Genomic DNA, 19,638 nt, shown 5'->3' on the forward strand with positions numbered 1-19,638 from the left:
GATCTTTCGATCAGGGAAGCTCCAGCACAAGGCTTTCGACGAACCGGTAACGCACCCCGAAAACATCGAGCAGCGTTTGCGGCGTGAGCACTTCGGCCGGCAGCCCGGCGGCGGCGAGGCGGCCTTCGTGCAGCACCACGACGCGGTCGAGCCGGTAGGCCATGCGCAGGTCGTGCAGCGAAAAAATCACCGTGCGACCGGCCCGCGCCAGTTCGCGCGCGAGTTCCTGCACCTTGAGCGCGTGCCGCGGATCGAGCGCCGCCAGCGGCTCGTCCCACAGGTGCAACGCCGCTCCCGTCACCAGCGCGCGCGCCAGAAGCACGCGCTGCCGCTCGCCGCCCGACAGCCGGTTGACGGGCCGGTCGGCCAGCGCCACGAGGTCGAGCCGCTCCAGCGCCTCGTCCACGCCGCGGTCATCGTCGCCGTGCGCATAGCGGCCCTGAGCCACCACCGAGCGGACCGTAAAACCGAATTCGAACCGCGCCTCCTGCGGCACCCACGACGTCAGCCGCCCGCGCTCCATCACGGCGATGTCGTCCAGCGGACGCCCGCTCCACGTCACGTGGCACGGGCTTCCAGCCCGTGCCACAACCGGGTCCGGCGGCAGCAAACCCGCCGCCACCTGCATGAGCGTGGATTTGCCCGAGCCGTTCGGCCCGACGAGCCCGACCAGCTCGCCGCGCGGCAACGCCAGCGACACCTCGCGCAACCGGCCAGCGACCGAAACGCGGTCGAGCCGGAGAGCCTCGTTGGTTGCCGCCGGGTCTGTCATCGTGGTTTTCATGCGCGCCTCCTCAAGAGCCAGAGAAAAAACGGCCCGCCCAGGAACGCCGTGACGATGCCGAGCCGCAGGTTGCCCGCAAACCGCCCGAGCAGATCGCACGCCAGCACGAACGCCGCGCCGCCGACCAGCGAGAGCGGCACCAGCCGCCGGTGCTCCGGCCCCACCAGCAGGCGCAGCAGATGCGGCACCACCAGCCCGACAAATCCGACCGTGCCGACCACCGCCGTCGCCAGCGCCGTGAGCACGGTCGAGAGCGCGAGCAACTGCCGCCGCAGCCGCCGCACGTCCACGCCCAGGCTCTGCGCCTCGGTCGAACCGAGGCTGAGCAGATCCATCGGGCGCCCCAGCGGCCAGAGCAGCGCCGCGCCGAGGACGATCGGCGACGCCATCCACACGTGTTCCCACGTCCGGTCCTCCAGCCCGCCGAGCAGCCAGAAAATGATCTGCGCGTTGCGCTCGTAGGTGAGCGTGAAATTGGAGAGCACGTAGCTCGTGACCGCGCCGAGCAGGGCGTTGAGCGCCACGCCCGCCAGGAGCAGCCGTTCCGTGCTCGCGCCGCGCCGCGCCAGCACGATCACGGCTCCCGTGGCGACGGAGGCGCCGATGATCGCGGCCAGCGGAGCGATGAACAACGATGCGCCCGCCAGCCCGAGCCCGAGCGCCACCACCGCCCCCGCCGCCGCCCCGCTGCTCACGCCGAGCAGCCCGGGACTGGCGAGGCTGTTGCGAAAATAGGCCTGCATGACGAGGCCGCTCGCCGCCAGCGCCCCGCCGATCAGCACGGCCACGACCACCCGCGGCAACCGCATCTGCCAGAGGACGGTCGTCGCCAGTTCGTCGCGGCGCAGCAGGCCGTCGAGAATCTGCCGCGGCCCCATCGGCAAATCACCCACGCCGAGCGAGACCACCGCCAGCACGACAAGCAGCGCGAGAGCGACCGGGAAGGCGAAACGGGCGGTGGCGGAGCTAGCGGCAGGCATGGGCGAGTGGCACGGGCATCCTGCCCGTGATTCGGGGATAGCGGAGGCGGAGAGAACAGGGAGGCAGGAGGCGACATTGCGTGTCGTCCACGGGCAAGATGCCCGTGCCACTTTGCGGGCGGGACGCCCGCGCCACTTCGGAATCACGGGCTGGAAGCCCGTGCCACGCCGGAGCCGGAATCACGGGCAGGATGCCCGGGCCACGTTGCGGGCGATTGGCAGAAAAAGCCCGCGCCACGGAAACCGCCGTTTCTCCCTCGCCGGCAAACCGCTCCGGGTGCAGCCCGCGCGCCAGCCGCTCGTAGCCCTGTACCCTCAAATGCGATACGCAGCCGAGCTGCCACGACTCGACCAGCGCCACGCGCTTCATCCGCACCGCCGCCATGAATTTGTACGGCGGCAGTTTCACAATGGGCGCCAGCGCGGCCTCGACCGTGTCGCCGGGCAGCACGACCATGTCGACCGGCCACGTCAGCATTTTCTCGGCGGGCGGTTCGTCGTGCCCGCGCAGGCCGCCGAGCGTGGCCGCGAGATTTTCGCCTCCGGCGTAGTCGCACAAATCCTGAAACGTCGTGTCGCGGCCCGGGATCACGCCGTAAGTCGAAGGCGCGATCACGCGCACCGGTTTCACGCCCGCCAGCCTTTGGCGCAGCGCCGCCACCCGCGCCTGGCAATCCGCGATCACCTGTTCCGCCCGGGTTTCGGCCGCCGGCCCGAGTTCGCGCGCGAGCAGGCGCAGGTTCGCGTACGAATCGTCGAGCGTCTTGTATTTCCCGAAAACCAGCACCTTCACGCCGCTGCGCCGCACCTGCTCGACCAGTTCCACGCGACTGTAGTCCGCGCACAGGACAAGCGTGGGGCGAAACCGGAGCACGGATTCCGCGTCGCCGTTTTTCGACATGAGCGTGTAGCCGGCTTTCGCCACCTCGTCCGCCACGCCTGAAAACGCCGCGTCGCCCGCCAGGTGGCTGAGCGCCGCCACCTGCTCCGGCGCGGCAATGGCGAGCAGCAGTTCGTCCGTACCCACGGTTTGCGACACCACACGCACCGTTGCGGCTTGTGGCGCGGGCGGGACGCCCGCTCCTTCCGTCGCGGCCACCGCAGCCGTCCCTCTCCCCGCAAAAGCGAGCCAGCAAACCGCCAGCGTTGCGAGCCAGCCGGCCCGCAGCGCATTCGCGCCCGCAGTTTTATGGAAACGTGGTGTCATCAAAGCGGGCGGGACCGTGGCAGGTTTTTATCAAAACCGCCATTCAATGCTGCCGTAAGCGCCGAAAGGCAGCGCCCGGTAACCGGCGGCTTCCTCGTACGACTTGTCGCAGACGTTCTCGATGCGCGCCTTCAGGAAAAGATCCTTGCGCACTTCGTAGCTCGTGAAGAGCCGCATCGTGGCATAGTCCTCCATCCTGGCATTCCCCGCGTCCGTGCGGTCAGCCACAAAACGTCCGCCGACGCCGACGATCCAGGCCTCCACCGGCTGCACCGTGATCTGCGCGTCGAGCGTGTGCCGCGGACGGCGGGCGAGCTGCCAGCCTGTCGCCTTGTCCTCGGTATCGAGATACGTCCAGGCGACGCGGGCGCGGACGATGTCGGTGATCTTCGCGCCGACGGCAACCTCCACACCCTGGGCGAATGCCTTTTCGGTGTTCGTGGTCATGAAGGTGACGGGATCGTAGCCGAACATGTCGCGGAATTCGTTGCGGAAATACGTCGCGCTCAGCGCCACCCGGTTTTTCCACAGGGCCTGGTCGAAACCGATGTCCCAGCCTTTGGACTTTTCCGGCTTGATGTCGGGATTGGCCGGCTGCCAGGCGCCGCCGTAACGATCCGCCATGCTCGGGGCAACGAAGCCCGTCCCGTACGTGGCGCGCAGCGTCGTGTCCGTCTGCGGCACATACCAGGCCACGCCAATGCGTCCCGTCGTGTGATCGCCCACCGAATCGTAATCGTCGTAGCGCAAGCCGCCGGTCACCGACACGTTTTCCACCGGCCGGACCGTGGCCGAGAGGTAGCCCGCGACCAGTTCGTCGTCGTAGGCGAGCGGGGAAGCCCGGTAATCCATGTTTTCGTAGTTGATGCCCGCCACCAGCTCCAGCCATGAAGCGGCCTGCCAGGTGTTCTGCCAGTCGAGGATCTCCCGCGTGTTGACCGTCTTCAGGTCTGCCGCCCACGGGGAACCCGATTTGTCCGTCCATTCGTTTTCGCTCTGGTGCCAGCCCAGCGTGAGGTGCGAGCGAAAGGTATCCGTCACCTTCACATCGGCGTAAGCCGTGAAAAGATGGCTGTAATTCTTGTTCTCGCCCGGCGAGGGATAGAGATAACCGCCGGTCTCCTCGTAGTCGGCCACCTGGCCGCGGAAGGTGGCGCCGACGGTCACCCGGTCATTCACCGCCATTTCGAGGCGCGTGGAGTAGGCCCACACATCAAAATCGTTTGAGGGCAGGTCATTCTGTGTCTGGAAACGCGAAATCGACGCGCTGTAGCTGAATTTCCCCTGCGAGCCGCTCGCCGCCGCCGATGCCTGAAACGTGTCGAACGACCCGCCGCCGGCCGACACGACGCCGCGGACCGGTCCCGGTCCGCCGCGGGCCGTTTCCAGGACAATCACACCGCCCATGCCCGCGCTGCCATAGAGCGTGCTTTGCGGGCCGCGCAGGATCTCGATCCGGTCGAGGCCGGCCAGATCGGCGCCGCCCAGAAAATTCGAATAACCCGCCGTCCGGTCATTCATCCGGATGCCGTCCACCATAAAAAGCGTCTGGTGCGTGTTCGCTCCCCGGATACGCACTTCCGACATCGCGCCCGGCGATCCGACGTTGGTCACGCTCACTCCTGGCGCCGTCGCGAGCGCCGTTTTCAGATCGGTGATCTGGGCCGTATCCATATCGGGCAGCGACAGCACCGTCACGCTGCTCGGCGTCGTTTTCAGCTCCTGCGGCGTGCGCGTCGCGGAGACGACAATCCCTTCGAGCACCGTCGGATCCGGCGCGGTCTGGGCCGCTGCCGTCGCGGCAGAGCCGGCGACTGCCGCAAGCGTCGCCAGAGCGACGCTGCCCGTTGATTTTGGCAGAGGTATGCAAAATTTCATCCCGCCGAAAAATGACATTTGGCTGCCGACGACAATCTTCATTCCGGCGCATTTTTTGGCGTCCTTTCGCCAGACAGCCCTCTCGGCTCCAGAAAACAAATCATCATATCCAAATTTACAGATATGTTTATTTGCATCTGTCGCAGTTTTCGCTTGGTTGCTCCCTGCTCTTCGCCAACACCTGACCGCTCATGTCCGCCGCTTCCACTTCCGCCGCACCGCCCGCCGGGTCGCCCTCCTTCGCCGCGCTCCGCGAACTCTTCGCCTCCCGCATCGCCATCCTCGACGGCGCGATGGGTTCGATGGTGCAGACGTGGAAGCTCCAGGAAGCCGACTTTCGCGGCGCCCGGTTCGCCGGTCATCCGCACGATCTCCAGGGCAACAACGATCTCCTCGTGCTCACGCGCCCGGACGTCATCGAAAAGATCCATGCCGACTATTTCGCTGCCGGGGCCGACATCGTCGAAACCAACACCTTCAACTCCACCCGCATCTCGCAGGCCGACTACCACCTCGAACCGCTCGTCACCGAGCTCAACACCGCCGCCGTCGCGCTCGCCCTGCGCGCCGCTCGCGCCGCCGAAGCCGCCACGCCCGGCCGCCGCTGTTTCGTGGCCGGCGCCATCGGTCCGCTCAACCGCACCCTCTCGATGTCGCCCGACGTCAACCGCCCCGATTACCGCGCCGTGACCTGGGCGCAGGTCGTTGACGCCTACACCGAACAGGTCCGCGCCCTCGTTGCGGCCGGTGTCGACGCCCTGCTCGTCGAAACCATCTTCGACACGCTCAACGCCAAGGCCGCGCTCTTCGCCATCGAAGGCGTTTTCGACGAACTCGGCACGCGCCTCCCCGTGATGATCAGCGTGACCATCACCGACGCTTCCGGCCGCACCCTTTCCGGGCAGACGCCCGAAGCCTTCTACAACAGCATCCGCCACGCCCGACCCTTCAGTGTCGGCATCAACTGCGCGCTCGGCGGCGCGGGCATGCGTCCCTTTGTCGAGGAGCTGGCCCGCCTCGCCGAGTGCCCCGTCACCTGCTACCCCAACGCCGGCCTCCCGAATGCCTTCGGCGGCTACGACGAGACGCCCGCCGACATGGCGCGCATCCTCCGCCAGTTTGCCGAAGCCGGCCTTGTCAACCTGGTCGGCGGCTGCTGCGGTTCCACGCCTGCGCACATCAAGGCCATCGCCGACGCCGTCCGCGGCCTCCCCCCGCGTCCGATACCGCCGCGCCACACCGACCTCCGCCTCAGCGGCCTGGAACCACTCACCCTGTCCTGAAAACAAACCAACCGGTTCATTCCTTTAACCGCTAAAGAACGCTAAAATCCGCTAAAGCCAGACCACTCCCGTGCCAGCTCTCCCCCTCCCCTCTCCCGGTTCGATTTTAGCGTTCTTCAGCGTTCTTTAGCGGTTCCCCATTTCCGTCTTCCGTATCCATTCGCGTCCATTCGCGGTTAAAAACACCCGCCACGACCTGACCACCGTGACCGACACCAACAAAACCACTTCCGCTGACGAATCCTCGTCTGCGTCCTCCGCCGCCTCCACCTTCCTGCTCGTCGGCGAGCGCACCAACATCACCGGCTCGCCCAAATTCGCCAAAGCGATCAAAACCGGCGACTGGGCCGCCGCCATCGAGATCGCCCACCAGCAAGTCGCCAACGGCGCCAACATCATCGACGTCAACGTCGACGAGGCCCTCATCGACGGCGAGGCCACGATGGTCAAGTTCCTCAACCTCATCGCCGCCGAGCCCGACATCACCCGCGTCCCGGTGATGATCGACTCCTCCAAGTGGAGCGTCCTCGAAGCCGGCCTCCAGTGCCTGCAAGGCAAGGGCATCGTCAACTCCATCTCGCTCAAGGACGGCGAGGCCGAGTTCCTTCGCCGCGCCCGCCTCCTCCGCCGCTACGGCGCCGCCGCCGTCGTCATGGCCTTCGACGAACAGGGCCAGGCCGCCACCCGCGACGAAAAAGTCCGCATCTGCACCCGCGCTTACCACCTCCTCACGCAACACGCCGGTTTCCCGCCCGAGGACATCATTTTCGACCCCAACATCCTCACCGTCGCCACCGGCATCGAGGAGCACAACAACTACGCCGTCGATTTTTTCGAAGCCACGCGCGTCATCAAAAAAACACTACCGCGCGCCAAGGTTTCCGGCGGCGTCTCCAACGTTTCCTTTTCCTTCCGCGGCAACAATCCCGTCCGCGAGGCCATCCACACCGTCTTCCTCTACCACGCCATCCGCGCCGGCCTCGACATGGCCATCGTCAACGCCGGCATGCTCGGCAACTACGACGACCTCGACCCCGACCTCCGCCGTCACGTCGAGGACGTCATCCTCAACCGCGACCCGGGCGCCACCGACCGCCTCATCGCCCTGGCCGACGAAATCAAGGCCGCCCGCGACAACGCCAAACTCCAGACCCCGAACGCCAGACCCTCCGCCGCGCCCGCGGCGGACACCTGGCGCGCCCTCCCCGTCGAACAACGCCTCGCCCATGCCCTCGTCAAGGGCATCGACGCCCACATCGAGGCCGACACCGAGGAAGCCCGGTCTTCGGCAAAGTATCCGCGGCCCCTCGACATCATCGAAGGCCCGCTCATGGACGGCATGCGCGTCGTCGGCGATCTTTTCGGCGCCGGCAAGATGTTTCTCCCGCAGGTGGTCAAGAGCGCCCGCGTCATGAAGCGCTCCGTCGCGTACCTCACGCCTTTCATGGAGGAGGAAAAAAAGCGCGCCCGGGCCGCCGGCGAAGCCACCCGCACGCAGGGCCGCATCGTCATGGCCACGGTCAAGGGCGACGTGCACGACATCGGCAAAAACATCGTCGGCGTCGTCCTCGCCTGCAACAACTACGAAGTCCACGACCTCGGTGTCATGGTCCCGTGTGACAAGATCCTGGCCGAAGCCCGCCGCCTCGGCGCCGACCTCATCGGCCTCTCCGGCCTCATCACCCCCTCGCTCGACGAGATGGTTCACGTGGCCCGCGAGATGAAACGCAACGACTTCACCATCCCGCTCCTCATCGGCGGCGCCACCACCAGCCCCGCGCACACCGCCGTGAAGATCGCGCCCGAATACGCGCCCGGCGTCGTCCACGTCCTCGACGCTTCCCGCGTCGTCAACGTCGCCAGCGCCCTCCTCTCGCCCGAGCAAAAACCCGCCTGGCTCGCCGAGGTCACCGCCAGGCAGCAAAAACAACGCGACGACTTCGCCGCCCGTCGCGCCCGCAAACCGCTCCTTCCCCTCGCCGAAGCCCGCGCCCGCGCCCTGCGGACCGACTGGACCACGGTGGACATCCCGCGCCCCGAATTCCTCGGCACGCGCACCTTCACCGATATTCCGCTGGCCGACATCGTCCCCTTCATCGACTGGGGACCGTTCTTCAGCGCGTGGGAGCTCCACGGCCGCTACCCGCAGATCCTCACCGACGACGTCGTCGGCGCCGAGGCGACCCGGCTCTTCGACGATGCGCAAAACCTGCTCGCCCGCATCATCGCCGAAAAACGCTTCCGCCCCCGCGCCGTCATCGGCTTCTGGCCCTGCAACGCCGACGGCGACGACATCGAGCTCTACACCGACGAAACCCGCGCCACCGTCCTCGATCGCTTCCACCAGCTCCGCCAGCAATTCGAGCGCCCCGCCGGCGAGCACAACCTCTGCCTCGCCGACTTCGTCGCCCCGAAAGATCCGTCGCTCAACCCGTCAGGCCGCCTCGACTACATGGGCGGCTTCACCGTCACGACCGGCGACGGCGTGGAAAAACTCGCCGCCGAGTTCAAAAAAGCCGGCGACGACTACAACGCCATCATGACGCAAGCCCTCGGCGACCGTTTCGCCGAAGCACTGGCCGAAAAATTCCACAAACACGCCCGCGACCTCTGCGGCTACGGCCGCGCGGAAAACCTCACGCCCGAGGACCTGATCCGCGAACGCTACCGCGGCATCCGCCCCGCGCCCGGTTATCCGGCGTGCCCCGACCACACCGAAAAACCCGTCCTCTTCCGCCTCCTCGACGCCACCGCGGCGACCGGCGTGAGCCTGACCGAAAGCTGCGCGATGACGCCCGCCTCCTCCGTGAGCGGCTGGTATTTCAACCACCCGGCGGCCAAATACTTCGGCGTCGGCAAACTGGCCCGCGACCAGGTCGCGGACTACGCGAAACGCAAGGCCATGCCGCTCGCCGAAGCCGAGCGCTGGCTCGGCCCGTACCTCGACTACGACCCCGCCTGACGCCCGCACGCGTTTGCATGCCACGCCCGCCGCGCATCAGCCCGTCAACTAACCGGCCCCTCCGGGTCGCGTATGAGAATGACTGCACAATTTCAGATTGGTTTCCCTCGCCCGCCCTTCTAACCCTTCCTTCCTCTTTCGCTTACCATCTATGGCAAAAACGCACTCCGACATCGGACTCATCGGCCTGGCCGTCATGGGTCAAAACCTCGCGCTCAACATCGCCGATCACGGCTTCCAGATCTCGGTCTTCAACCGCACCACCGAGAAGACCGATAAATTCGTCGCGGAACACCCCGACACCCCCGGCGGTCTCGTCGGGACAAAAACCCTCGAGGAGTTTGTCCAGTCCCTCTCCCGCCCGCGCAAGATGATCATCCTCGTGCAGGCCGGCAAAGCCACCGATGCCGTCATCGACGGCCTCGTCCCCCTTCTCGAAAAGGACGACATCATCATCGACGGCGGCAACGCTCTCTGGACGGACACCATCCGCCGCGAGAAGCAGCTCAAGGAAAAGGGCCTCCGCTTCATCGGTTCCGGCGTCTCCGGCGGCGAGGAAGGCGCGCGTTTCGGCCCCGCCCTCATGCCCGGCGGCGACAAGGCCGCCTACAAGGAACTCGCCCCGATCTGGAACGCCGTCGCCGCCAAGGTCGACAAGAAGACCGGCAAGCCCCTCCTCGGCGCCGCGCCCGGCAAACCCGTCAAGGGCGGCGTGCCCTGCGCCACGTACATCGGCGAGAACGGCGCCGGCCACTACGTCAAGATGGTCCACAACGGCATCGAGTACGGCGACATGCAGATGATCTGTGAAGCCTACGCCGTGCTGAAAGGCCTTCTCGGCCTCAAGGCCCCGCAGATCGGCGACATCTTCGCCACCTGGAACAAGGGCGCGCTCGACAGCTTCCTCGTCGAAATCACCGCCGACATCCTCAGGCAGAAGGACCCCGTCACGAAAAAGCCCTTCGTCGACATCGTCCTCGACACCGCCGGCCAGAAAGGCACCGGCAAGTGGACCTCGGTCAACGCGCTCGACATGGGCGTGCCCGCCCCGACGATTGCCGAGTCCGTCTTCGCCCGCTGCCTCTCCGCCGTGAAGGAAGAGCGCGTCGCCGCCTCGAAGATCCTCAAGGGCCCGAAGGCCAAAAAATTCTCCGGCACGCAAAAAGCCCTCGTCGAGGCCGTCCACGACGCCCTCTACAGTTCGAAAATCTGTTCCTACGCGCAAGGCTTCCAGCTCATGCGCGAGGCGCAGAAGGAATACGGCTGGAAGCTCAACTTCGGCCAGATCGCGCAAATCTGGCGCGGCGGCTGCATCATCCGCGCCGCCTTCCTCCAGAAGATCACCGAAGCCTACGCCCGCGACCCGAAGCTCGCGAATCTCCTCCTCGATCCGTACTTCAACAAGACGATCCAGAAGGCCCAGGCCAACTGGCGCAAGGTCGTGGCCCTCGCGGTGGAGAACGGCATCAGCGTGCCGACCTTCAGCTCCGCGCTCGCCTACTACGACGGCTACCGCTCCGAACGCCTCCCGGCCAACCTGCTCCAGGCCCAGCGCGACTACTTCGGCGCGCACACCTACGAGCGCACCGACGTGAAGCGCGGCAAGTTCTTCCACATCGACTGGCCCAAGCCCGACCGCCCGCAATACGAGGCCTGAGCGCAGCCGCGGGCCGGCCCGCCCGCCCGCATTTTCCTCGCCAGGCGCGATCCTCCTCCGGATCGCGCTTTTTTTTTGAATCCGCGCGGCGGCGCGCCCGTCGTGCCTTTCCGGATACGGCGGCGCCTGTCCGCGCCATTTTTTCGGCCTGGCCTCCGCGCCTGTTTCAGCTTTCCGAAGCGGGCGAGACGCCCGCGCCACTCCGGAATCGTTCTCGTACTCTTTCTCGTTCTCTTTCTCGTTCTCTTTCTCTGGTCCGGGTTCGTTCTCCTTCTCGTTCTCTTGATCGTTCTCCTGATCGATCGTTCTCCTGCTCCGGCATTCCCACGGCATTCGCACGACGCGCCGCAGCACGAGCAAGATCAAGAGAAGAAGTACGAGAAAAAGTACGATCCGGAGAAGGAGTAAGAGAACGAGAATGAGAACGATTCCAGGCCTCCAGTTGCCGGCGAGACGCCCGCGCCCCTGCCGCCGCCCGGCCGGATATCCAGCTACCGCTTGCAACTTCTCCCGCGACAGTTCCAGATACTGCTTCCCCTGGCCCATCCTTTTTTCTAACTCAACCTTATGCAAACGATCGGTGAACGCCTCGAAGAAGCCCGCAAACGGAAAGGCATCTCCATCCGCGAAGCGGCGGAAGCCACCAAAATTCGCAGCGACTACCTCCACAAGTTCGAGAGCAACCAGTTTGATATCCGCCTGCCCGACATCTACCTGCATGGCTTTCTCCGCAACTACGCCAATTTCCTGAAGCTGCCCGGCGACCGCATCCTCGCCGACTTTCATGCGCTCGGCTTCGGCGAAGCCCGTTCGGCCAAGGCGCTCAACCGGGAGGTCTACGGACGCATGGATCTTTCCGTCTCCAGCGAAAAACCCCCCGCCGACACCTCGCCCGTCTCCCCCGCCCCCGTCGCGGCGAACCCGTCTCCCGAAGCGCCTGCGCACAAGCCCCAGGCGACTCCTCCCCCGACCGTGCGGACCTTTTCGATCGGATCGAGCATCGCGGGCCTCAATCTCAACCGCGCGCTTATCCTGAAGACCGGGACCCTGATCACCGCCAGCATCATTCTCCTCGTCCTCGTCGTCTGGGCCGGGGTCAAGATTTTTGGCGGCGGCAGCAAGACGCCCTCTGCTCCACCGGCTGCCGCTTCGTCCGGCATAACGCCGGTCGACGAGGGTCCCCTCTACATCGTTCTCACCGGCCCCACCAATCTGAAGATTGTCCGCCAGCGCGACGGGGCGGTTCTTTACGACCGGCGCAACGTCCAGCCAGCCGGCACCCGGGTGCAGGTTCCCCGCGAACCCGTTCTTGTTTCGGCCAGCGCCGCGCAAAACCTCCGTATCGAGACCTCTCTCGGCAAAGGCTTCAACCACCAAGGCGGCTCCGGCCAGCGTGACAACCTGCTGCTGTCGCTCGACGATCCGCAGTTGCGCTGATCACCTCCGTGGTCCCGGAATTCCGGGTTTTACACAAAGGTCGCAAAGAACGCGAAGTTCCTGAAAAACAATCCTTTGCGCTTTCTGCGGCCTTTGTGTAAAAATCAACAACAGTCGGGACGTTATCAAGCGTATGCTTCTCCTCCGGGAATCTCTGAAGAGCCAACCGCGAATGAACGCATACCGAGCGAAGCGACAGCCTGCCATGAACGCGAATAAAACCCGATGGCTCCACCATCCCTGTCTTTATTAGCGTCAATTAGCGTTCATTAGCGGTAAAAAATGTATTTTTAGATCCCCCCTTAAACGTTAAATGTCAAGTGTTTGCCCGGTTTCCGTGATGACTGTCCAGAAACGTATGAAATATGCCGGTCAGCCCCTTCGGGCTGCACTGCCGCACCGGTCAAATCCCTTCGGGATAAAGATCCGGGAAATAATAGCCGAGCTTGTCGCTCGAAAACACCAGCCGCACCGGCTGGCCGGGACCATCCGAAACCAGTATCCTGCGTTCGATCAGGTCGCTGACGTAGCGTCGGGCCGTCCGTTCGGGCATGCCCAGTATCCTCCCGGCTTCGCCCCGGGACACCGTTCCCCGCATGAAGATATCCCGCAAAAGCGGCCCGATATTCTTTTCGCCCCGGGTCACCGAATGAATCTCCCCGTAACGGAGAAACCGCGTCTCGATCGCCTCCAGATTCAGCAGCGATGCCATGAACAAAATCTGATCCAGCATCGTCTCCAGAAAGAACTGGCAAAAGGCAAATAGCCCCCTGTCCGTCAGATTACCTCTCCCGTCGTAGTCATTCCAGCGTTGAGCGTCGGCAGCCGCCAGTCTGTCCATATAAACCGACCGGCTCCTGGCCAACCCCCGTGACACCGTCCACAGCCCCGCTCCGTCAATTCCGGAGGCGATCATCCATGCATGGGTGAACAGGCGAATCACCCGCCCGTTTCCATCGAGAAACGGGTGAATCCATGCCAGGCGATGATGAGCGGCCGCAGCCCCGACGATTCTCTGCACCGGGTCGAGCCGCATCGGTTCGTAAAGAGCGAACCGGCTCATAAAGTTTTCCAGAGCCCCGGCAGCCGGAGGGAAGTGCGATCCCACCTGAACCTGCGCCGTCCGAAAAACGCCGGGCTCGACAACGGAGACCTTGCCCGAAGTCGTCGCCACTTGCCGGAATTCCGGCGGCAGACGCCGGTAGAATTCCCGATGCACCCACTGCAAGAATTCGCCGGAACACAGGGAAAACGTCTCCCCGCCCCCGATGCGCTCTTCCACCAGCCGCTGCACCTCCACATGGGCACGACTTTCCAACTGGAGCGCCCGCTTCGCCGGATCCCTCGAATAATCACCCTGTAATGCTTTTTCGATTTCCACCGGATGCGTCCGGTGTCCCTCGATCAGATTTGAGTAATAACTGTTCATCTGGCGAACGACCTCCGTCAGGCTTTTACGGGTGACGGGATGCAAGGAACCGAAAAGACGTGAGGAAGCTTTCAGCACTTCGCCCGCAAGTCCGGCAAGCCGGTGTTCCCTGTCTTCAGGGAACAGAGGTTCCATGGAAGAGGGCTTGATATAAAAAGCAGCGGGTTCACTCATCGGTAATCAGATGGCCGGTAATCTGGCCGGTAATCTCAAAATAGCAACTCTGTCTTTTCATGGATGATACGGCTATTTCTTTGAACTATCCTCAATGAATCTGGCCGGTAGCATTCTTCGGGATGTACTGTCTTGTGCCAGTGCTTCGTTTGCCCTCCCGAAACTCTGTGCCTTCTCCGTGTTCTCTGTGTAATTTCTGATTTTTTGATCCTCCCTTGAGACCTTGGTATTATTCGCGTCCATGGCAGGCTGTTGCTTCGCTCGGTACGCGTTCTTTCGCGGTTAGAGCATTTTTTAAAAAATTGTAGCCGTACAGGATCCTGAAAACAGAACCACGGATTGCACGGATTTTCACGGATAAAAAGGAAGCGGCAAGGCATGGTCTGAATCCGTGATAATCAGTGAAATCCGTGGTTAAAAAACGACTACAGCTTTATTTGAACTGCTCTAAAAATGTATTTTGACCACGGATTGCGCGGATTTTTTTAGCCGCGAAGCGGCGCAAAGGATCTTTTTGCAGAGAAGCTCTCCATGGCGCTTATAAGCGCCACGCAACGTTTCATCCGCGTGAGGATTTTTGCGCTCTTTTGCGGTTCTCCCGACTACGTTTTTCAACGCTTCGATCGATCCGGCCTCACTGCGTCAGCGTTCCGATGGCCGGATGCTTCACCTCGAACGCCAGCGGGAGGCTTCTCGGGCGCAGGAAAAACACCAGCGACACCGGCCGGTTTTCCGCGAATCGCCACGGCAGCTCCGCCCTCCCCCAGAACGCCATCGTCAGCCCGCTGGCCGTCACGAAATAACGCTGCCACTCCGGCTTCACATTCAGGCGATACGACGTTGAAAACAGGTTCCCGTTTTCCGTGCGAAAATACACGTCCATCATATCGCCAAACTCCCCGGTCACCGGCCGCATCCGCCGGTCCGGATCGTCCACCCGCAACATCACCGGCTCGGCCCCGTCCGGAGCCACCTGGCGATAGTTCATCAAAAACACCTCGCCGGGCCCGAACCGGAAATGGGCGGGCAATGGCAACTCCGCGACCATCGGACGCATCGGCACATCCGGCGGGAATTTTTCCAGGTGAAAGAGCCATCCGTCCTCCGTTTCCTCGACCTCGACCCCGTCGGTGACCAGCCAGCGCCCCTCGGCTTTCACGGCCGGTTCACCGGTTGCCAGCGGCCGCGCCAGCAACCGCTCGCGCGCGGCCTCCGCTTCCTCTCCCCCGAACGCAAACACCTCCCGCGCCTGCCACCGCATCCCCGCAGGCTGGGGATACAAGGTCGTCAGCCACCGGCTGACGCCAGCGCCCCCCCCGCCTGCATGCGAAGTGGCACGGCCATCCTGGCCGTGGACGGATCGGGAGTAGTGGCATGGGCATCCTGCCCATGTCCGGAAAGACATTTGCGGCGCGGAGCGCCGTCCACGGGCTGGAAGCCCGTGCCACGCGGAGAGGCACCGCTCACGGGCAAGGATGCCCGTGCCACGTTCGGGCATCCCGCCCTCGCCGGACGGCTGCTGTTCCGCGGCGATCTCATCCGTTCCCGGCTCCCACACCACCTCCGCATCCTTTCCCGCAAAATCCCGTTTTCCGAATGCCACGCGCACCGGGATCTCGCGGCGCGCTCCGGCCGCCAGCGCCAGCATCAGCACCGCGCCGCCCGCCGTTTCTCCGTCGTCGAACTCCGCCCGGAACTCCGGCGGCAACCGCAAGGAGCCTGCCACCGGCCGATCACTGAAATTGTACACGACCAGCCTTCCCGTTCCCGAATAGCTCCCGCCCAGAATCTCCTCCGTCACCAGATAACCGCCCAGGTCCTTGAACTGGACAAGCCCCTCCCCCTCCTGCGGCAAAAAATCGATCACCACCGGGGAGCCGGAAGGTCGAGGGGGGGGGTAAGTCAAAGAGACGTCAGAGGCGGCGCAGAAGTGGCATGGGCATCCTGCCCATGATTCCGACGTGACACGGGCTTCCAGCCCGTGGACGGCGCTCCGCGCCGCAAATGTCTTTCCGGACATGGGCAGGATGCCCATGCCACTCCCGCGCCATCCACGGCCAGGAGGGCCGTGCCACCGGGCCACCGCCCGTTCCCACAACCACGCCATGGCCGGCGATGCTTCCAGACCTTCGCCGAATTTTTGTCCGATCCGCCGCATCCACGGCTCCGGCACCTCCGCCCCGAAGTCCCCCGGCACAAACGTCACCCCGCCGGCCCGGAAAACCGCCGGAGCCTCCGCCGGTCCCACCGTCCAGCCACCCGAGCGCATGCCCGCCATCCCTGCCGGCGACAGTTGGGCCGGCCACACCGGATGCAGGCTTGCACGGGCCAACGCCCGCGGAACGGTCCGAACGCCAGCGCCACCCTCCGCTTTCAGCTTTTCCGTTTTCAGATTTTCAGCGTCTCCAACAGCCGGCGGGACGCCCGCGCCACCCGGCTCGCGCATCAGCAGGCCAAATTCGTTAATCCCGCGCTCATAGTACGGCATCATGTAAAACGCCATCGGCCCCTCGATGCCGAGCGCGTCGATCTGTGCCTCCGTATCCCGAAACCACCGCCACTGGCGCACCCGCCCCTCGACCGTCCTGCTCTGCACCGCATCGAGCGGCCCGTAGCCGTATTCAGTCAACAGGACGGGCAGCGCTGTGGCGCGGGCGTCCCGCCCGCATCCGACGTGGCACGGGCATCCCTGCCCGTGGGCGTCGCCCCCCCGCGTGGCGCGGGCGTCCCGCCCGCTCCGGACTGCGGACGAGACGTCCGCGCCACTTTCTGCCGCCGCCGCTTCAAACTGCCGATACACCCCGGTAAAATCCTCCGCGTAGCCGTAATAGTGGTAATTGAAGGCATCGGTCCACTCCAGCAGCCCAAGATCCAGCAATCGCTGAAAATAGGGCCCTGGCGGCAACGCCATCGGTGCCATGACCACGGCGCCGCCTCGCGGCGCGTGCTGTCGCGCGCTTGCGCGCGCGCGCCCCACCCGCACACCGAGTACCGCCGCCTTGAAAAACGCGGCATACGTTTCGGCGTTATCTGCCGAAAAGGCGATGTCCGGTTCATTCTCGATCTCCCAGTAATCGATCAGATCGCCGTAAGTCAGCGCCAGCAACCGGCACCGCTCGTAGACCTCGCGCAAATCCTGTGGAAACCGGGAGCCACTCCCTGCTCGCACACCTCCGGCCCATGAGGCGTTGCCCCAGCGCAAGTGACCCGCCACGAGCAAATACCCTTTTGCCCGCAACCTCGCCAGAGCCGCCCGCCGTGCAGCGATCTTCACCCGGCCCTCCGGTCCTCCGTCCGCCCGCCATACCGGCGCCCCTTGCATCCCCCGCAACCGCAACCACACCGGTCGATCGACAGCCGGCATGGCCTCGGCCAGCTTTTCGACGGACATCCCGGTATCGAATCCCGCTCCTTGCCCCCGACCGGCGAGCGGGCACAGCAACAGGAAAAACGCGAGAAAGCGAAGCGGTGGCCATGCCGGGAAACCCATTTACCGGACGATTCACACCCGCCCTTATCGGGTCAAGCTGTCCGAAGAAGTGGAGGGCCAGAGACCCGAAGAACCGGAAATCCGGCTCTCCAGCCTTCTGATTCTCCGAAAAGAGCGGCAAATCGACGCACAAGGGCCGGCCTGCCCTTGCGTTTTCCGGCAAAGCCGTAACCGGTGAAATTATGACCAGATGGATAGCCTGTTTTTTCTTCTGCCTTGTTCCGTTGCTGGAAGCCTGGAGCAAGGATGCCCGCCACATCTATGTCGCTCCTGACGGGAACGATTCCTGGTCGGGTAATCTACCGGAAGTTGCCGCTAACCGGAACGATGGCCCTCTCGCCTCCCTGCAAACCGCTATCGAGCGGACTCGAAAATCCCAAAAATCACCTGATCCGATTACGGAAATCATCGTTCGAGGAGGTGATTATTATCTTGTCGATACCATCCGCCTGACCGAAGCAGATTCCGGAACCGCACAGACGCCTCTTCGTATCGCGGCTTACTCGGGGGAGTTTCCGCGCCTTATCGGCGGAGTTTTGTTAAAGCCCAAAGCCCCCCCCCAACTGGGCAAGCCCCTTGTTTACGATTTCGACCCAGGTATCGTCAAAGCGCCGCCCAAACGAGAAAGCCGCTTGGGCAAGAATCTACCTGTGTTTGAAGTTTTTGCGGAACGCCGAAGGTTACAGTTGGCTCGCTGGCCGAATTGGAATTCGGAAAAACCGTATGGGGAAAACTGGGCTTATATTGCTCAAACCGACAAAAATCGTCCCACCGGCTTCACCGCTCTGGACCTTCCCAAAGAGATCCGGAAAAACATCCATAAAACAGGTAGCATTCATGTCTTCACCCAGCCGGACTGGTTTGACCAGATTCTGGACATTGCCGGGATCAATGCCACCACCCGGGAAATTTCGTTCGAGCAAAAACCCCGATATCCGTTTGTCCCTGGAGCAAGGTTTGCTCTCCTCAATGTCGAAGAAGCTCTCGATGCTCCGGGAGAGTGGTGGTTCGACTCCCACACCGGCCAGCTTTATGTCCTACCTTGGCCGGGGAGCGATGGGACAGTCACGGTTTCTACTCTGCCGACTCTCCTGAGCATCGATAAGACCAGACATCTCACTATCGAAGGACTAACCTGGGAGATCAGTACCGGCGATAGTATTGTTATCAACGACTGCGCTGATGTGCAGTTCGAAGGGAACGTAATCAGCTTGGCTGGGTATCAGGCACTTACCGCCAGTACCCAGGAGCCTCTCGGCATCAGTCAGAATATCATCTACTCTCCCGGCCTTGGAGGCATGATTCTTTCCGGAGGAGATAGACCATCTCTTACGCAATCCAGAATCATAGCCAGCAACAATATATTAACCAAAACAGGAGAACGCCTGAAATGCTATTACCCGGCCTTCCGCATTTCGGGTGTAGGCATTACCCTTGAACACAACAGGATTCAGGATGCTCCACATAGCGCGATCATATTCTCGGGCAACGAACACCTGATACAGTACAATATCATCGAAGATGTTGCCAAGGAAACCAATGATGTTGGAGCCATTTACGCAGGACGTGATTGGTCGAGTCGGGGGACCAAGATCATGGCTAATATTTTTCGACGGATACATGGACTCCAAATAAGCAAACCGGGCTCACAAAGCTCCTCATTGGCATGGTATACATCGGCAGACAAAGCACATGCGATTTACTTGGATGATTTGCTGGAGCACACATATATTCTTTCAAACATCATGAGCAACATAGGATCAAGCGCCATCCATATCGGAGGAGGTGGATATACAACGATAAAAGACAACTACATTTTCCATTCCAACATCGCGCTGTTCATCGCCAATCGCACCATCTTCGATGCTGCACTCAAACCCTTGCAGCAATTCAGGAAGTTTCCAATATGGCGCAAGCGTTATCCCGAAACAATCAACAGGGAAAATCGGGACCCCGTACTCCCGACCGGTATCATCTTTACCAACAATATCATCTTCGATACCAAGATCACTTACGACCTCCGTCGCATATCTATTGCCAACAGCTTCAATAAAAATTTCTTCATCAGGTCTACACCCAGTGTAAGTGCCATCGTAATAAAAGAAAAAGAATCCAAAAAAATTACGGAATGGGAACGTTGGCAAGACTTGGGATTTGATTCCAATTCCCAAGTCCTTACCTTAAAGACGAACGACCAACGAAATCGTTATGACCAAATAAAAGAGAAAGCCGGTCCTCACGATACGGAAAAACTGGAGGTAATTACAAAATCACTTCCCCTCCTGCAATTTCAGCTATCGGAACCTCCCGAATCATTTGAAGTCCCGTTGTCACCCTGACAACTACCATAAACATCA

12 protein-coding genes are annotated in these 19,638 nt (G+C 62.8%); 6 read left to right on the forward strand and 6 right to left on the reverse strand.

All coding sequences use genetic code 11. The features are described from left to right. Window positions 1–10: 10 nt before the first annotated feature. From OPIT5_04995 to OPIT5_05010, 4 genes are read right to left on the reverse strand one after another with little or no spacing between them, the layout of a single operon-like run. Window positions 11–784, reverse strand: a complete 774-nt coding sequence (locus tag OPIT5_04995; GenBank protein AHF89681.1) for an ABC transporter — start codon at window positions 782–784, stop codon at window positions 11–13. Further along, complete coding sequence (locus OPIT5_05000; GenBank protein ID AHF89682.1) at window positions 781–1,764, reverse strand: ABC transporter permease; 984 nt, start codon at window positions 1,762–1,764, stop codon at window positions 781–783. The genes OPIT5_04995 and OPIT5_05000 overlap by 4 nt, the downstream gene beginning before the upstream one ends. Then, window positions 1,751–2,971 (reverse strand): ABC transporter substrate-binding protein, encoded by a 1,221-nt coding sequence (locus OPIT5_05005; protein ID AHF89683.1) that lies wholly within the window; start codon window positions 2,969–2,971, stop codon window positions 1,751–1,753. The genes OPIT5_05000 and OPIT5_05005 overlap by 14 nt, the downstream gene beginning before the upstream one ends. 30 nt (window positions 2,972–3,001) lie before the next feature. Further along, the gene (locus OPIT5_05010) at window positions 3,002–4,891 is read right to left on the reverse strand and encodes a TonB-denpendent receptor (protein ID AHF89684.1); all 1,890 of its coding nucleotides are present in this window, start codon (window positions 4,889–4,891) and stop codon (window positions 3,002–3,004) included. Between the two features lie 149 nt (window positions 4,892–5,040). On the opposite strand from OPIT5_05010, the gene OPIT5_05015 reads away from it, so the two are divergent. From OPIT5_05015 to OPIT5_05035, 5 genes are all read left to right on the forward strand, one after another. After that, window positions 5,041–6,132 (forward strand): 5-methyltetrahydrofolate--homocysteine methyltransferase, encoded by a 1,092-nt coding sequence (locus OPIT5_05015; protein ID AHF89685.1) that lies wholly within the window; start codon window positions 5,041–5,043, stop codon window positions 6,130–6,132. A gap of 205 nt (window positions 6,133–6,337) precedes the next feature. Beyond that, a complete protein-coding gene (locus tag OPIT5_05020; protein AHF89686.1) occupies window positions 6,338–9,094 on the forward strand; it encodes a 5-methyltetrahydrofolate--homocysteine methyltransferase in 2,757 nt (918 codons plus the stop codon). A gap of 151 nt (window positions 9,095–9,245) precedes the next feature. Continuing rightward, on the forward strand, window positions 9,246–10,751 hold the full coding sequence (locus OPIT5_05025; protein ID AHF89687.1) for a 6-phosphogluconate dehydrogenase: 1,506 nt from the start codon (window positions 9,246–9,248) through the stop codon (window positions 10,749–10,751). A gap of 75 nt (window positions 10,752–10,826) precedes the next feature. Continuing rightward, window positions 10,827–11,159 (forward strand): hypothetical protein, encoded by a 333-nt coding sequence (locus OPIT5_05030; protein ID AHF94093.1) that lies wholly within the window; start codon window positions 10,827–10,829, stop codon window positions 11,157–11,159. A gap of 159 nt (window positions 11,160–11,318) precedes the next feature. After that, window positions 11,319–12,188, forward strand: a complete 870-nt coding sequence (locus OPIT5_05035; GenBank protein AHF89688.1) for an XRE family transcriptional regulator — start codon at window positions 11,319–11,321, stop codon at window positions 12,186–12,188. Window positions 12,189–12,591: 403 nt separating this feature from the next. Here the strand turns inward: OPIT5_05035 and OPIT5_05040 are convergent, their stop codons facing one another. Both OPIT5_05040 and OPIT5_05045 read right to left on the reverse strand, forming a co-directional pair. After that, a complete protein-coding gene (locus tag OPIT5_05040) occupies window positions 12,592–13,791 on the reverse strand; it encodes a cell filamentation protein Fic (protein ID AHF89689.1) in 1,200 nt (399 codons plus the stop codon). 634 nt (window positions 13,792–14,425) lie between these two features. Continuing rightward, window positions 14,426–16,897, reverse strand: coding sequence for a hypothetical protein (locus tag OPIT5_05045; protein AHF89690.1), 2,472 nt, complete (start codon window positions 16,895–16,897; stop codon window positions 14,426–14,428). 566 nt (window positions 16,898–17,463) lie between these two features. On the opposite strand from OPIT5_05045, the gene OPIT5_05050 reads away from it, so the two are divergent. Continuing rightward, window positions 17,464–19,620, forward strand: coding sequence for a hypothetical protein (locus OPIT5_05050; GenBank protein AHF89691.1), 2,157 nt, complete (start codon window positions 17,464–17,466; stop codon window positions 19,618–19,620). Window positions 19,621–19,638 lie beyond the last annotated feature (18 nt).

This window comes from Opitutaceae bacterium TAV5 (genome assembly GCA_000242935.3).
Taxonomy (GTDB): Bacteria; Verrucomicrobiota; Verrucomicrobiia; order Opitutales; family Opitutaceae; genus Geminisphaera.